The following is a 15,173-nucleotide window of genomic DNA, read 5'->3' on the forward strand; positions in this document are numbered from 1 at the left end:
CTATTGTGTTGAAAAACGCCCGGGTTTACAAGCGCCCGTCGTTAGCACCATGGATCGAAGTACTCGGAAGCAGAAGCCTTGCCTCCCTCATTGGCGCAGCAAACCGTAACACGGCGCCTGACGTTGACAGCACCAAAACCAAGCCGCCCTTGATTGTTATTTGATCAAATGGATTGGATTGATCCGAAACAAACGTCCAGACAGGTTCATGATTTTGCAGCGACTCCAAAACGACTACGCCGATTGAGCCGTGTTCCGCAGCCTCTCCGCACTTAACTACGTACTGTCCACCATACAGCTCTTCTTGCGCCAGAATCGCGACATTGAGCCAACCGCCAAGTTCCTGTTTTTCACGTACTCTGGCCATTCTGGTTTCGTGCACGTCGTACAGATCACCGTTGCTGCACAGAAGGCCATTGTGGCTTCGCACCTCCTGGTTCTTCCACTTTGTTGCCATCACTGTCATTGATTCCATACGCAGCTAGCTCTTTCTTTTGGCCTTTTCGTGTTGCAAAATCGACTTGCACTCGTCTGCGGTAGGCACGTTTCTGTCAGTCAGTATGGTATGCCAGCCACCGCAATCAGGGTCAGTGCAACCACACACCGTTGTTCGCACCGGGTGCTGGGTTAATCCATCGCGCTTTTGAATCGCGTTAGTTCGTTCCTGACTCTTGATAAGGTGGACTAGCGCGCCTCGACTCAAAAATTTTCCTGCCATGACTTTCCTCCAGGTGCATTGAACCGCACAAAACGTTAACGTTTTCAATGTCTGTTGTCAAAAGGGACGGGCGTGCGATTCGCCAGAACGTTCGATAGACGGCGGGGTCAGCCGATACGAACTTGAGATGCGCCGGCATCCAATATGCGGAACAAGAAATCTTCAACTGCGCTCGCCGGCGACGAGCCAAGATCAACCAGTGGCGTCCGGTCCCAAACGAACGGTGAAAGAAGCACTTCGGCCGGCGGTGAGAAATTCGGAAATCGTCATGCTGGAATGAGAAGGCTGTTGCTTATTTACCGGTGCGGCGGCGTCAGCACGCTGGCGATCGCCTTCGGCAAGGTTTCCGGATAATCGCGGCTGAAGTGCAGGCCGCGGCTTTCGCGGCGCGACAGGGCGCTGTTGACGATCATCGAGGCCACGTCGACGAGATTGCGCAGTTCCAATAAGTCGTGCGTGATGCGGAAGTTGCGGTAGTACTCGTCGATTTCTTCCTTCAACAGGGCGATGCGGTGCTGGGCCCGCTCCAGGCGCTTGGTCGTGCGCACGATGCCCACGTAATTCCACATGAAGCGGCGCAGCTCGTCCCAGTTGTGGGAAATCACCACTTCTTCATCCGCATCCGTGACGCGGCTTTCATCCCAGTCGGGCAGATATGGCGTGCCCAGCTTTTCCTTGCTTTCGATATCCTGCGCGCAAGCGCGGCCGATGACGATGCATTCCAGCAAAGAGTTCGATGCCAGACGGTTCGCGCCATGCAGACCCGTGCAGGCCGTTTCGCCGACGGCATACAGGCCCGGCAAGTCGGCCCGGCCCGCCAGATCCGTGACGACGCCGCCGCAGGTGTAATGGGCGGCGGGCACGATGGGGATAGGCTGCTTGGTGATGTCGATGCCCAGCTCCAGGCAGCGCGCGTAGATGGTGGGGAAGTGTTCGATGAGAAATTCGGCCGGCTTGTGGCTGATGTCCAGGTGCACGTAGTCGAGGCCGCGTTTCTTGATCTCGAAGTCGATGGCGCGCGCCACCACGTCGCGCGGCGCCAGTTCGGCCCGTTCATCGTGGGCCAGCATGAAGCGCTGGCCGGCTGCCGCGCCCGCCTCGGGCGGCAGTTTCAGCAAGCCGCCTTCGCCACGGATGGCTTCGGTGATCAAAAACGATTTTGCATACGGGTGATACAGGCAAGTCGGGTGGAACTGGATGAACTCCATGTTCGACACGCGGCAGCCGGCGCGCCAGGCCATGGCGATGCCGTCGCCGCTGGCCGTGTCGGGATTTGTTGTATATAAATACACCTTGCCGGCGCCGCCCGTGGCCAGCACGGTGTGCTCGGCGGCAAACGTCAGTACTTTACCGGTTTGCTCATCCTGCACGTACAGGCCGTGGCAATGCGGTTGCGCATTGCGCTGTGTCGGCTTCATGCCCAGCTTGTCGGAAGTGATCAGGTCGATCGCGCAATGGTGTTCGAACAGGCTGATGTTCGGGTGGGCGCGCACCTTTTCTTCCAGGGTCACTTGCACGGCGTGCCCGGTGGCGTCGGCCGCGTGGATGATGCGGCGCTGGCTGTGTCCGCCTTCGCGGGTCAGGTGGAAACCCAGCTCGGCCGTGGCGTCGCGTGTAAACGGCACGCCTTGCTCGATCAGCCATTCGATGGCTTCGCGGCCGTGCTCGACGATGTAGCGCGTGGCGCTCTCGTCACACAGGCCGCCGCCGGCGATCAGGGTGTCTTCGATGTGCTGCTGGTGGCTGTCGCCCGAGTCCAGCACGGCCGCGATCCCGCCTTGCGCCCAGTTGCTGGCGCCGTCGAGCAGCGCGCGTTTGGAAATGATCGCGACGGTGCGCGTCTCAGCTAAATGCAGTGCAACCGATAAACCCGCCAGGCCACTGCCGACAATCGCTACATCAAATTTCATGACATTTATCTTTTTTCAGGGGAAGCATACTATAGTCCATTTCACATCAATCGGTAATGTGTTGAGATAAATTCTGCCAGTGAAAGATAGCTGGGGCCGTAGCTTGTGGCGTATCAATGTCCTGCTGGAACAGTTCGCCATGATGGCAATACCGGCAGCAAGCCGCCTTGTGCGCGGTGTGCCGCCTTTGCCGCAGGAGGCCCCCATGATCCGCATCTTCAGCCATTACGTCTCGAAAACAGCGTTTATCTTGCTGTTGCTCGAAATCATGATCCTGCTGCTATCGGCCGTCCTGACATCCCTGATGTGGCTGGCCGACGGCAGCCGCGTGCTGCGGGTGAGCGAGGTCTACCTGTCGTCCTCGATCTTCGCCCTGGTCATCGTTTTCAGCATGAGCGCGCTGGGCATGTACCAGCACCGCTCGCGCGAAGACATCCGCAACACGCTATTACGCATCCTGCCGTCGTTCGCGCTGGGTTTTGCCGTGCTCAGCGTGTTGATCCGTTTTATCCCTTCCTTGCATTTCGGGCGCGGCAGCGTGCTGATCTTCGGCCTGGGCGCCATCGGCGTGCTGCTGGCGCGCCTGGTGGTGTTCAAATCCTCGCAATCGGCGCTGATGGAAGGCCGGCTGATCCTCGTGGGCGGCGGGGCGCTGGCGCGCGAATGCATGGAGCTGGCGGCGAGCAAGATCGGTTTCCATCAGTTTACGGTGGTGGGCTGCATCGATGTGGCTGGCGAACAGTGCTGTGTGCCGGCCTCGGCCTTGCTGCCGGCCGAAGCCTCGCTGCTGGCCATGGCCCAGCGCCATGCCGCGCATGAGATCGTCGTCTCCCTCAGCGACCGGCGCAATGGCGCGTTTCCCGTCAAGCAATTGCTGGAATGCGCGCTGGGCGGCGTCAAGGTGATCGATGCGGCCACGTTTTTCGAGCGCGAAGCGTGCCAGATCCGCATCGATTCCTTGCAACCGAGCTATCTGATCTACGGCGGCGGCTTTGACCAGAGCTTTTTCCGCGCCACATCGAAGCGTTTGTTCGACCTGGCGGCCAGCGGCGTCATCTGCCTGGCCGCGCTGCCCGTGATGCTGGTGACGGCCCTGTGCATCCGCCTGGAAGACGGCGGTCCCGTGTTTTACCAGCAAGAGCGGGTGGGGCGCGACGGCTTGCCCTTCAACGTGCTGAAATTTCGCAGCATGCGCTGCGATGCGGAGCGCGATGGCAAACCGATCTGGGCGTTGGACAACGATGCGCGCATCACGCGCGTGGGCAAACTGATCCGCAAGCTGCGCATCGATGAATTGCCGCAGATGCTCAATGTGTTTCGCGGCGAGATGAGTTTCGTCGGTCCCCGTCCCGAGCGCGCCTATTTTGTCGAGCAACTGAAGGAGCAAGTGCCTTACTACAACATTCGTCACAATATCAAGCCGGGCATCACGGGCCTGGCGCAGGTGCGCTACCAGTATGGCGCTTCCGTCGACGATGCCGTCAAGAAACTGCAATACGATTTGTATTATGTGAAAAACAATAGCCTGTTCCTCGACTTGCTGATCCTGCTCGACACGGTGCAGGTGGTGCTGTTTGGCAAGGGCAGCCGGTGATGCGGCAGCAGTCGGACTGGCTGGCGGCGGCCGACGCGGCGGCCCTCAGTCATGGCCTGGCGTCGCTGGCTTTTTTTGTGCTGGCGCTGCTGCTCATCAGCAACTGGCGCGCGCGGCAAAACGTGCGCGCCTTGCTGGTCGCCTGCCTGGCGACGGGCGGCTGGGCGACGGGCACGGTGGTGCTGGTGCTGCTGGGACAGCGCACCGCGCTGGCCGGCGATGCGCTCGAATTGCTGCGCACCCTGGCCTGGCTGGTGTTTTTGCTGCTGCTGATCGAACCGTCGCGGCCCCGTTTGCGCCTCGTACTGGTGGGCATCGTCCTCACGGCGCTGGCGCCGTGGTTGCTCTCCATGGCCTCATCGTGGCTGGCGCTGCCTTTGCCGGCGCGCATCATCGCCAGTGTCTGCCGGCTGCTGCTGGCCGTGCTGGGCATGTTGCTGGTGGAACAGTGGTACCGCAACACGCCGCCGTTGAAACGCTGGGGCATCAAGTTTGCGTGCCTGGGCGTGGGCGGCCTGTTCGCCTACGATTTTTATCTGTACAGCGACGCTTTGCTGTTTCGTACGGTCAATGACGATATCTGGGCCGCGCGCGGCATCGTCGACGCCCTGTGCGCGCCGCTGCTGGCCGTCTCGGCCGCGCGCAATCCTGGCTGGGCGCTGGGCTTGTCCGTCTCGCGCCAGATGCTGTACCGCTCGGCCGCCTTGCTGGGCTCGGCCATCTATCTGCTGGCCATGGCGGCCAGCGCCTATTACTTGCGCTATTTCGGCGGCACCTGGGGTTCCTTCATGCAGATGGCTTACCTGGGCGGCGCGGCCCTGCTGCTGGCTGGTGTGCTGTTTTCCGGCAGCCTGCGCGCCAAGCTCAAGGTTTACATCAATAAACATTTTTACAATGCCATCTTCGATTACCGCGAGGAATGGCTGAGATTTACGCGCGCGCTGTCCGAAGACGGGCCTGCCTTGGGCGAACGCACGATACAGGCCATGGCGCAGCTGGTGGAAAGCCGCGCCGGCGCGCTGTGGATCTTGCGCGAACAGGGGCAGTTCGCCCCGGCCGCCAGCTGGAACTGGCCGCCTGGCACGTGGAGCGAACCGGCGCTTGGCCCACTGTGCCAGTTCCTCGAGGCACGGCAGTGGGTGATCGACGTGCCCGATTGCCAGCAAAACCCGCGCCAGTACGGCGGCTTGCGCTTGCCGCCGGCGCTGCTGGCGCTGCCCGACGTGTGGCTGCTGGTGCCCCTGATGCTGCATGGCCAGCTGTTCGCCTTCGTCGCGCTGGCGCGGCCCCGCACGCGCATCGGCTTGAACTGGGAAATCCGCGACGTGCTGAAAATTGCCGGCAGCCAAGCCGCCAGCTACCTGGCGCACCGCGAATCGCTCGATACCCTGACGGTGGCGCGCCAGTTCGACTCGTTCAACCGCATGTCCACTTTCATCGTGCACGACCTCAAAAACCTTGTGTTTCAGCTGTCATTGTTGTTAAGCAACGCGGAAAAACACCGCGCCAATCCCGCTTTCCAGGAAGACATGCTGGGCACCCTGGACCATTCCGTGCAAAAAATGAAGACCTTGCTGCAGAAACTGGCGCGCGGCGAAGCGCCGGAAGCGCCCGCGCCGCTGCAGCTGGACGGCTTGCTGCGCCAGGCCGTTGCCGCCAAGGCCAGCCTGGCGCCGGCGCCCCGGCTGGAAATCGTCGATGGCGAGCTGACGGTGCTGGCCAACCGCGCGCGCCTGGAACGGGTGCTTGGCCACTTGATCCAGAATGCCATCGAAGCGACTGCCAGTGACGGCAAGGTGGCCGTGCGGCTGCGGCGCATACAGCACACGGCCGTCGTCGAGCTCGACGATACGGGGCAGGGCATGAGCGAGCAATTCATCCGCGAACGTCTATTTACACCGTTCGACACGACCAAGACGGCGGGCATGGGCATTGGCGTGTTCGAAAGCCGAGAGTACCTGCGCGAAGTGGGCGGCAGCCTGGAAGTGCGCAGCGAGCCGCAAGTGGGCACGACGTTTCGCGTGATCTTGCCGCTGCATGCGGCCATGGGGTCTGACCCGCCGGGTCATACCCCAGATTTCCGCTGTTCTACCCGTTGACTGGAGTGCATACGTATGGCGAAACAAAAACTGCTGGTCATCGAAGACGATCCCGGCCTGCAAAAGCAGTTGCACTGGAGCTTTGACGGTTATGAGGTGCTGCTGGCGGGCGAGCGCGAGGCGGCGCTGGCGCTGGTGCGGCGCCACCAGCCGGCCGTCGTGACGATGGATCTGGGTTTGCCGCCCGACCCGGACGGCGCCACGGAGGGCCTGGCCACCCTGCAGCAAATCCTCGCGCTGGCGCCGGACACGAAAGTCATCATCCTGTCGGGCAACCAGGAGCGCGCGCATGCCTTGAAAGCCATCGCGCTGGGCGCCTACGATTTCCACCAGAAACCGTTCGAGGCCGACATGCTGGGCCTCGTCATCGCCCGCGCGTTTTATCTGCACGCGATGCAGCAGGAAAACCGCCGCATGCTGCAAACGCAGGCCGATTCCCCTCTGGCCGGCATCGTCAGCCGCGATCCGGGCATGCTGAAACTGTGCCGCAACGTGGAAAAAGTGGCCCCCTCGTCGGCCAGCGTGATGCTGCTCGGTGATTCGGGCAGTGGCAAGGAACTGATCGCGCGGGGCCTGCATGCGCTGTCGAGCCGCCATGCGCAACGCTTTGTTGCCATCAATTGCGCAGCGATTCCTGAAAACCTGCTGGAAAGCGAGCTGTTCGGCTATGAACGGGGGGCGTTTACGGGCGCGGCGCGGCAAACCCTGGGCAAGATCGAATTGGCCCATGGCGGCACCTTCTTTCTCGACGAGATAGGCGACATGCCGATGGGGCTGCAGGCGAAACTGCTGCGCTTCCTGCAGGAACGGGTCATCGAGCGCGTGGGCGGGCGCGCCGAGATCGCCGTCGACGTGCGCATCGTCTGCGCCACGCACCAGGATCTGAAGGTGCTGGCGGAACAGGGGCGTTTCCGCGAAGACCTGTTTTACCGCCTCAGCGAAATCGTCCTGCGCATTCCGCCGCTGCGCGAACGGGCTGGCGATGCGGCCTTGCTGGCCCACCATTTCAAGAACAAGTTCTGCGCCAGCGAAGGGCGCAGCAACCTGCATTTCAGCGCGGGCGCGCTGCAGCTGATCGAAAGCTATGGCTGGCCCGGCAATGTGCGCGAAGTGGAAAACTGCATCAAGCGGGCCGTCATCATGTGCGACGGGCCACAGATCGCGGCCGATGACCTGGGCTTGCCCGCCAGCGCCCAGGCCACCCCCGCCGATGAATCCATCAATCTGCGTCAGGCGCGCGAAGCGGCCGAATACAAGGTGATGGTGCGCGCGCTGGCGCGGGCCGACGGCAATATCGCCAGGGCGGCCGAGCTGCTGGGCGTGAGCCGGCCCACCCTGTACGACCTGATGGGCCATCACGGCATCAAGTCGCAGCTTAATAGCTGAGTGTATTAAAAATCAAGATTGTGTAAGGCGTCGCACATACGCTGGCGCCGCCGTGGCGCATCCTTGCCTCATCCACAACAAGGAGGCGCCATGAACGCGATCACATTATTGATGCAGGACCACAAGGCCGTCAAAGCCCTGTTTGCCCAGTATGAAGGCTTGAGCGACCGCTCATTTGCCACCAAGAAAAAGCTGGCCGACCAGATCTGCCAGGAACTCACCGTGCACACGCAGCTGGAAGAAGAAATCTTCTATCCGGCCGTGCGTCGTCCCATCCACGATGGCGACCTGATGGATGAAGCCATCGTCGAGCACGCCAGCGCCAAGGAACTCATCGCGCAGATTGCCGCCATGGACCCGGCCGACGACCTGTACGACGCCAAGGTCAAGGTGCTGTCTGAGCAGATCGAGCACCACGTCAAGGAAGAAGAGGGCGACATGTTTCCCAAGGTGCGCGAGACGGCCGTCGACCTCGACGCGCTGGGCCAGGAAATGGCCGCGCGCAAGGAGCAACTGACGGGCGTGGCCGCCTGAACGGCTTAAAAAAATCAACAACCAAGGGAGTATTCCATGCAAGCTACACCATTGTCCGTGTCGGACCTGAACAATCCGGGCGTGTCCTGGGGCGCAGTGCTGGCGGGCGCTGCCGCTGCGGCCGCCTTGTCCTTCATCCTGCTGATCCTCGGCGTGGGCCTGGGCCTGTCGTCCGTGTCGCCATGGTCGTTCAACGCGACGGCCATCGGCGTGTCGACCATCGCCTGGCTGGCTTTCATGCAACTGGCCGCCTCCGGCATCGGCGGCTACATGGCGGGCCGCCTGCGCGTGAAATGGAGCTCGATTCACACGGATGAGGTGCATTTCCGCGATACGGCCCATGGCTTGCTGGCCTGGGCCGTGGCCACCCTGATCACCGTGGCCGTGCTGGCCAGCGGCACGCGCGCCGTCCTGAGCGGCGCCATCGATGCGGGCAGCGGCGTGGCGGCGGCGGTGTCCCCGGCTGCGGCGGCCGGTGCCGGGGCTGCAGGCGCCAAGGCGGGCGAGGGCAGCGACGCCAATCCGCTCGACTATTTCTCCGACATGCTGCTGCGTGCCGCACCGGCGGCTGGTGCGGGCGAAACGGGTGGCACGGTCACCGAGCAGCGCGTGGAAACCGGCAGGATCTTCGCAACAAGCTTGTCCACGGGCAGCCTGGCCGCCGATGACCGCGCCTATCTGGGCCAGGTCGTGGCCAGCCGCACGGGCCTGACGCAGGCGGAAGCGGAAGCGCGCGTCGACGCCGTCTACGCCCGCGCCGCCAAGGCCGCCGCCGATGCCAAGGCGCGTGCCCAGCAAGCGGCTGACACGGCCCGCAAGGCTGGCGCGCATACGGCGCTGTGGATGTTCGTCGCCTTGCTGCTGGGCGCTTTCGTGGCCAGCCTGGCGGCAACGTTTGGCGGCCGCCAGCGCGACCATGAAAGAGTGCTGCGCCACGTGACCATTTAAGCCACCCATACAATCAAGGAGTCTGCCATGCGTTCCATCCTCTTGCTGCTGCTGGGTATTCCATTGCCCATCGTCATACTGATCGCCCTGTTCGTACGCTGACAAGGCCAACACCAGAACCGGCGCCCGCTGCAAGGTGAGCGCCGGTTTTTGCGTGAAAGCGGGCGCATGTGTAAGATGGCGCCATCTTTCCACCGAGACTATCCATGACCTTGACCGCCATCCGTCCCTTGCTGAAAACCGCCGCCATCGCCGCCTTCGCTTGTACTGTGCTGGCCGCGTGTTCCACCCTGATCGGCCCGCGCGACGTGAATGTGTCGCTGAGCAAGATGCAGCAAGGCCTGGAGCGCCGCTTTCCCATCGACAAGCGCGTGCTGTCCGTGCTGGACGTCAAGCTGACCCGCCCGCAACTATCCTTGCAGCCCGAGCGCGAAAGAGTCGCCCTCAGCGTGGACGCCAGCGTCTTGCCGCCATTCATACGCCAGAGCTGGCGCGGCAGCCTGGCCATGTCGGGCCGCCTCGTGCTCGATGCCCAGCGCAATGCCGTCTACCTGAGCGAAGCGAGCGTGGACAAGGTGACCATCGACGGCATGGACGAGTCGCAGCAGCGCCAGTTCGCCAAGGTGGCCAGCCTGGTGGCGGACCAGCTCATGCATGAAACGCCGATCTACACCTTCAAACCCGACGAATTGCGCTACGCGGGCGTGCAGTTCGTGCCGACGCAGATCAGGACCACGGGCAACGGCTTGACGGTGACGTTCGAGCCGGTGAAGTAAAGCCGGAGCCGAACCGCCCCCGTGCATGCGCCTGGCCCGGCGTACACATATATTGTGCTATAGTAACATTTACTTAAATAGTAACTTTTACTGGTCTCGGGGCGAGCAATGATGCATATCAGCACGGCAGGAATTCAACGCGGGGCGCTGTCTGCCGCGGAAGGCAGCAAGCCATCCTCGGACAAGGCCCAGACCGCACAGGCGCCGGCCGGCGCTGGCGCCGTGGCGGACGATGTCGTGATTTCGACTTTGGCCGGGCGCCTGGCGAAAGCTTCGGAGGCCACCAGCGCCACCATCCGGAACTTCGATCATGCGGCGCTGGGTGCGTGGGTGAATGGCAATACCGACGACATCCTGTATCCGCTGGACGCCGAACACAAGGCGGCCGCCGCCAAACAGCTGCCGCAACCGAATGACGCGGCATCGGCAAAGTCGGCCGCCGCCGCCACCGCTTATGTGGACCGGAAGGGCCCCAATCCGTTTGCGGGCTTGTCGCGTGAGCAATTGTCCGCCATTTCGAACGATGACAGCGGGACCTTTACCGTCAACGAGCGGCGCGCCGCCTTTATGCAGGCGTATCAGGAAGAAGAGGCATGGCGCACCCAGGTCGTGGCGCAAGCCATGCATGAATACAATACCACCGGCAAGACGACCAATTTCTTCAAGTCGGTGCTGGCGCATTTCAATACATTGCCGCGTCTGGAGCAATCGCAGTATCCTGCCAATTATGCGAGCGACCTGGAAGACAAGATCAAGCTCGATTTTAATTATTTCAATCATGCGGCCGGCAATGGCGGGCCAACGCCGGGTTCGCTTGCGGATCTGCTGAAAAATCAGGGTAAAAAGACGGTAGACCTGTTTGATCTCCTGAGCCGCTGATTCCCGGAGTTATTCAACTGTCATTGTTGCGCGGCAAGCACGCGGACTATAATCCAGCCTCTCATGCCTGGACAAGCATGTTCCCCAACATGAAGTGAAAACAATTAAAGGAATCTTCGTGAAACGTTCACTGATCAGCGCCGCCTGCTGCGCCTTGCTCGCCTTATCTTCGCCGTCGCTGTACGCCCAAGCCTCCAATGCCGGCGCGCCCGTCTCCGGCATCGACCTGAAAACGCTGGACCCGGCAGTGAGCCCCCGGGATGACTTCTACGGCTACGTCAACGGCGTCTGGACCCGCAACACGGACATCCCGGCCGACAAATCCGTCTGGGGCACCTACATCGAATTGCGCGAAATCGCCCAGGGCCAGTTGCGCGGCCTGATCGACGCGACCCTGAAAAATCCCGGCAAGCCCGGCAGCGAAGCGCACAAGATCGCCGACCTGTACACGAGCTTCATGAACGACAAGGCACGCAACGCGGCCGGCTTCAAGCCGCTGCGCGCCGAGCTGGCCCGCGTCGCCGCCGTGAAAGACAAGAAAGACTTGCCGGCGCTGCTGGCCTATCTGCAAGGCAATGGCGTTGCCACGCCGTTTTCCGCCTATGTGGCGCCCGATGCGCAAGACCCCGAGCGCTACACGGTCAACATCAGCCAGTCCGGCCTGGGCTTGCCCGACCGCGATTACTACCTGAAGGATGACGACGCCAAGCTGCAAGCCGTGCGCGCCAAGTACCTCAAGCATATCGAGACCATGCTGGCCATGAGCGGCGACAAGGCCGCTGCCGCCCACGCGGCGCAGATACTCGACATTGAAACGCGCCTGGCGGCCGTGCAGTGGACGCGCGTGCAGATGCGCGACCCCGTCAAATCGTACAACCGGGTCGATTTCGACAAATTTACGGCACTGGCGCCGGCCTTCGACTGGAACGCGTATTTCACGGCCGCCGGCCTCGCGCCAAAGGCTACTTCTGCCGTCGTGCGCCAGCCCAGCTTCATGACAGGCTTTGCCGAGACCGTGGCCGCCGTGCCGCTGGAATCGTGGAAGAGCTATCTGAACTGGCGCATCATCGAAAGCTATGCCTCGTTCCTGGACAGCGCCACCGTCAAGGAACGCTTTGCCTTCGACGGCACGGTGCTGCGCGGCGTGCCGCAAAGCGAACCGCGGTGGCAGCTGGCGCTGCGCTTCACGGATGGCGCCATCAGCGACGCCGTCGGCAAGCGCTACGTGGAAATGTATTTGCCGCCGGAAACCCGGCCCCGCGTGATGGCCATGTTCGACAATTTCGTCGCCTCGTTCAAGGATGGCATCGAGCAGCTCGACTGGATGGGCCCGGAAACCAAGAAAGAAGCCCAGCTCAAGCTGGCAGCGTTGAAGCCGAAGATCGCCTATCCCGATACCTGGCGCGACTACAGCAGCATGCAGACGCAGCCGAATGACCTGATCGCCAACGTGCGCGCCGCGCGCGCGTGGAGCCGCAAGCAAAATCTGGCCAAGCTGGGCAAGCCTGTCGACCGCGACGAATGGTCGATGACGCCGCAAACCGTCAATGCCAGCTATAGCCCGGCCCTCAACGCCATCACGATCCCGGCCGCCATTTTGCAACCGCCATTCTTCAACGTGAAAGCGGAAGATGCCGTCAATTACGGCTTGCTGGGCATCACCTTCGGCCATGAAATCAGCCATGCCTTCGACGATTCGGGCAGTCAATATGACGCCAAGGGCCGCTTGCGTAACTGGTGGACGGCGCAAGACCGCGCGGCCTTCAAGGCGCTGGCCGCCGGCCTCGTCAAGCAATACGGCGCCTATAGCCCCGTGCCGGGCTACCACATCAATGGCGAGCTGACCCTGGGTGAAAACATCGGCGACAATTCCGGCCTGTCGATCACCTACAAGGCCTACCAGCGTTCCTTGAACGGCAAGCCGTCGCCGGTCATCGATGGCTTGACGGGAGAACAGCGCCTGTACATCGGCTTTGCGCAGAAATGGCGCGCGAAACTGCGTCCCGAAGCGGCCATCGCGCAGATCAAGAGCGATCCGCATTCGCCGGGCGAATTCCGCGCCAAGGGCACGGTCAAGAACCAGCCCGGCTTCTACGAAGCGTTCGGCATCAAGCCGGGCGACCCGATGTATCTGCCGCCCGAGCAGCGCGTGATCATGTGGTAAATCACGTGGTAAACCCGTAGGGCAGTCGCGCAACCGCGCCGGGGACTATTCCTTGGCGTGGTTGAGCGTGTACCTGGGCAGTTCCAGCGTCAGGTCTGCGTTTGACACGCGGGCCTGGCACGACAGGCGCGAGTAGGGCTGCAAGCCCCAGGCCTGGTCGAGCATGTCTTCCTCATTGTCGCCCAGTTCGTTGAGCGAGTCGAAACCCTGCACCACGACCACGTGGCAGGTGGAACAGGCACCCACCTGGCCGCAGGCGTGTTCGATATCTATTTTGTTGCGCTGCAATGCATCGCAAATGCTCATGTTCTCGGGCGCGTCGAACACGGCGCCTTCCGGCGCCAGCTCGGGATGGGGCAGGACGGTGATTTTTGGCATGCGGGATTCTCCTTGATGTCGCTTGAATACCGCTACCTTGAACCTTCCCGCCTTGATAAGGTCAAGCGCAACTTGCGCCTGAATTCTGCGTGGCGATGGCCAACGTGCCGGCCCCAACTGCGCTCATGCCAGGATTCTGAAGCGCGATGTGGGGTAGAGGGAAAATGGAAAAAATCGGGCGCTAAGCCAAGCTGTTCTGAAGCCCAGACGTAATCTCTTTTCAGATTGATGCATCTCCAGTCGGCCCAAGTGCTCAGGCGACTATAACGGGATGGCCCACAATTCGCCCGTGCGCCCCATTTCAATGATACGTTTGAGTGTCACGCGCTTGAACACCGGCCTGCATTGACCGCAGTAGAAATCTTTGATGCCCACTTTTCCCGAGATCGACTGCGGACGCACGACGCCGCTGAAGATGAGCACTTGCAAAGCTTCGCGGTCGGGCGCTCCTTTCACAGGATTGGTGGCCAGGCCGCTGGAGTACTCGGCGGTGAAGGTCAGCAATTTTTTCTTCGTATCGTATGTCATCTCTTTGATGGTGGCTCTGACTGGTTCGGAGGTGCCGATGGCGACAGCGACATGGCCTATCGTTTCCGCTACGCGTTGGTAAAGCACGATGTCGTATCCGGAGACAAAATGTGGATCATCAGCGCCTTCGGTCCGCATATTCGAGTAGTAGCCAATCAAGCGCGCCGGCACGGGCTCTACAGCGTGCGCCGTCGGCAGGAGAGATGCGGCGATCAGAAAGGCGGCGAAAAATTTCATATGAATGTCCCGTAGTTGACCAGTGCGGTTTATCGGCATTTCCGCCAACGTATTTTTTAACGCCATAAGTCAACCCAACTGCTTTGAGCTGCAAGTTCATGCGTTGTCGGATCTTCGACGAGCGCCGTCTGCGCCGTCGCCGCCAGACCGTTCATGCCAGCAGTGGCCAGTTGACTTGGCGCGCAGCAAGCGTCTCGTCGCCGCAGCGCTTGCGCCAACTGAACAGCTGATTGGTGTTGATCTTCAGATCGCGGGCAAGCAGCGAAACGGATGCCCTGTCAACCTGAGTACGCGCCACAGCGGCACGCTTGAATTCATCGCTGTGCTGGCGATACGGGGGAAGACGGTGGTAGGCCGACCCTTGCCTTACATCTTCGACGCCGGATGTTCCGCCAGCGGGACAAACTGGCCGGTAGCCTCGTCGAGCGCGTCGAGCGAGCCATTTTCGATGTCATACACCCAGCCATGCAGGGTCAGGCGTTTTTGCGTGATGCCCAGCGCCACCGAAGGGTGGGTGCGGATGTTGTTGAGTTGCGCCACCACGTTGGCCCGCACCATGCCGTCGATGCGCTCCTGTTCCGTGGCATGTTCGATCGACTCATTGATCATGCGCGCCGCATCCGCGTGCCGCAGCCAGTTCTTGACCGCCGGCATGTGTTCGAGGCAGGTGCAGGTGGCGATGGCTTTCATCGCGCCGCAATCGGAATGGCCGCAAATGACGATGTCCGTCACATTCAGGGCGGCGACGGCAAATTCGACGGACGCGCTCACGCCGCCCGGTTCCGGGCCAAACGAAGGCACGATGTTGCCCGCGTTGCGGATGACGAACAGTTCGCCAGGTTCGCGCTGCGTCACCAGTTCCGGCACCATCCTGCTGTCGGAGCAGGAAATGAACAGGGCCTTGGGTGTCTGTCCCGTGGCCAGGCTCTTGAACAGCTCTCGGCGTTCAGGAAAGACTTCCTTCTGGAAACGTAGAAATCCGGCAATGATGTCGCGCATAAATAAAAGAAAAGAGTGGTGTG

Annotated in this window: 13 protein-coding genes and 1 pseudogene; 8 read left to right on the forward strand and 6 right to left on the reverse strand. The window is 61.7% G+C overall.

The annotated features are described in order from the left end of the window. Positions 1-25: 25 nt before the first annotated feature. Together FG13_RS04150 and nadB are read right to left on the reverse strand one after the other, a co-directional pair. Complete coding sequence (locus FG13_RS04150; protein ID WP_035818633.1) at positions 26-475, reverse strand: hypothetical protein; 450 nt, start codon at positions 473-475, stop codon at positions 26-28. Positions 476-1,014: 539 nt separating this feature from the next. Further along, positions 1,015-2,628, reverse strand: a complete 1,614-nt coding sequence (nadB, locus tag FG13_RS04155) for an L-aspartate oxidase (protein WP_034787348.1) — start codon at positions 2,626-2,628, stop codon at positions 1,015-1,017. A gap of 205 nt (positions 2,629-2,833) precedes the next feature. Between nadB and FG13_RS04160 the strand changes: the two genes are divergently transcribed. From FG13_RS04160 to FG13_RS04195, 8 genes are all read left to right on the forward strand, one after another. Continuing rightward, a complete protein-coding gene (locus tag FG13_RS04160) occupies positions 2,834-4,222 on the forward strand; it encodes a TIGR03013 family XrtA/PEP-CTERM system glycosyltransferase (RefSeq protein WP_035827156.1) in 1,389 nt (462 codons plus the stop codon). Continuing rightward, a complete protein-coding gene (gene prsK / locus FG13_RS04165) occupies positions 4,222-6,321 on the forward strand; it encodes an XrtA/PEP-CTERM system histidine kinase PrsK (RefSeq protein WP_051958495.1) in 2,100 nt (699 codons plus the stop codon). The genes FG13_RS04160 and prsK overlap by 1 nt, the downstream gene beginning before the upstream one ends. A gap of 15 nt (positions 6,322-6,336) precedes the next feature. Then, positions 6,337-7,707 (forward strand): PEP-CTERM-box response regulator transcription factor, encoded by a 1,371-nt coding sequence (prsR, locus tag FG13_RS04170; RefSeq protein WP_035818636.1) that lies wholly within the window; start codon positions 6,337-6,339, stop codon positions 7,705-7,707. A 90-nt stretch (positions 7,708-7,797) separates the two neighbouring features. After that, positions 7,798-8,241, forward strand: a complete 444-nt coding sequence (locus FG13_RS04175; RefSeq protein WP_035818639.1) for a hemerythrin domain-containing protein — start codon at positions 7,798-7,800, stop codon at positions 8,239-8,241. Positions 8,242-8,277: 36 nt separating this feature from the next. Continuing rightward, positions 8,278-9,189, forward strand: coding sequence for a hypothetical protein (locus tag FG13_RS04180; RefSeq protein WP_051958497.1), 912 nt, complete (start codon positions 8,278-8,280; stop codon positions 9,187-9,189). 206 nt (positions 9,190-9,395) lie between these two features. Then, entirely contained in the window at positions 9,396-9,965 is a 570-nt protein-coding gene (locus FG13_RS04185; RefSeq protein WP_035818645.1) for a DUF1439 domain-containing protein, read from the forward strand. A gap of 108 nt (positions 9,966-10,073) precedes the next feature. Beyond that, the gene (locus tag FG13_RS28750; protein ID WP_051958499.1) at positions 10,074-10,844 is read left to right on the forward strand and encodes a hypothetical protein; all 771 of its coding nucleotides are present in this window, start codon (positions 10,074-10,076) and stop codon (positions 10,842-10,844) included. A 118-nt stretch (positions 10,845-10,962) separates the two neighbouring features. Continuing rightward, positions 10,963-13,008 carry a M13 family metallopeptidase gene (locus tag FG13_RS04195; protein WP_035818648.1) on the forward strand — a complete coding sequence of 682 codons (2,046 nt, stop codon included), beginning with the start codon at positions 10,963-10,965 and terminating at the stop codon, positions 13,006-13,008. Positions 13,009-13,053: 45 nt separating this feature from the next. Here the strand turns inward: FG13_RS04195 and fdx are convergent, their stop codons facing one another. From fdx to FG13_RS04210, 4 genes and pseudogenes are all read right to left on the reverse strand, one after another. After that, positions 13,054-13,386, reverse strand: coding sequence for an ISC system 2Fe-2S type ferredoxin (fdx, locus tag FG13_RS04200; protein WP_035818651.1), 333 nt, complete (start codon positions 13,384-13,386; stop codon positions 13,054-13,056). Between the two features lie 261 nt (positions 13,387-13,647). After that, positions 13,648-14,151: a hypothetical protein gene (locus tag FG13_RS04205; RefSeq protein ID WP_035818655.1), complete on the reverse strand. Its 504-nt coding sequence runs from the start codon at positions 14,149-14,151 to the stop codon at positions 13,648-13,650. 151 nt (positions 14,152-14,302) lie between these two features. After that, positions 14,303-14,470: pseudogene (locus FG13_RS31225) on the reverse strand (transposase); the annotation flags it as partial. Between the two features lie 47 nt (positions 14,471-14,517). Then, a complete protein-coding gene (locus FG13_RS04210; protein ID WP_035818657.1) occupies positions 14,518-15,150 on the reverse strand; it encodes a carbonic anhydrase in 633 nt (210 codons plus the stop codon). Positions 15,151-15,173 lie beyond the last annotated feature (23 nt).

The sequence above is a fragment of the Janthinobacterium sp. RA13 genome (genome assembly GCF_000745325.1).
Lineage (GTDB): Bacteria > Pseudomonadota > Gammaproteobacteria > Burkholderiales > Burkholderiaceae_D > Janthinobacterium > Janthinobacterium rivuli.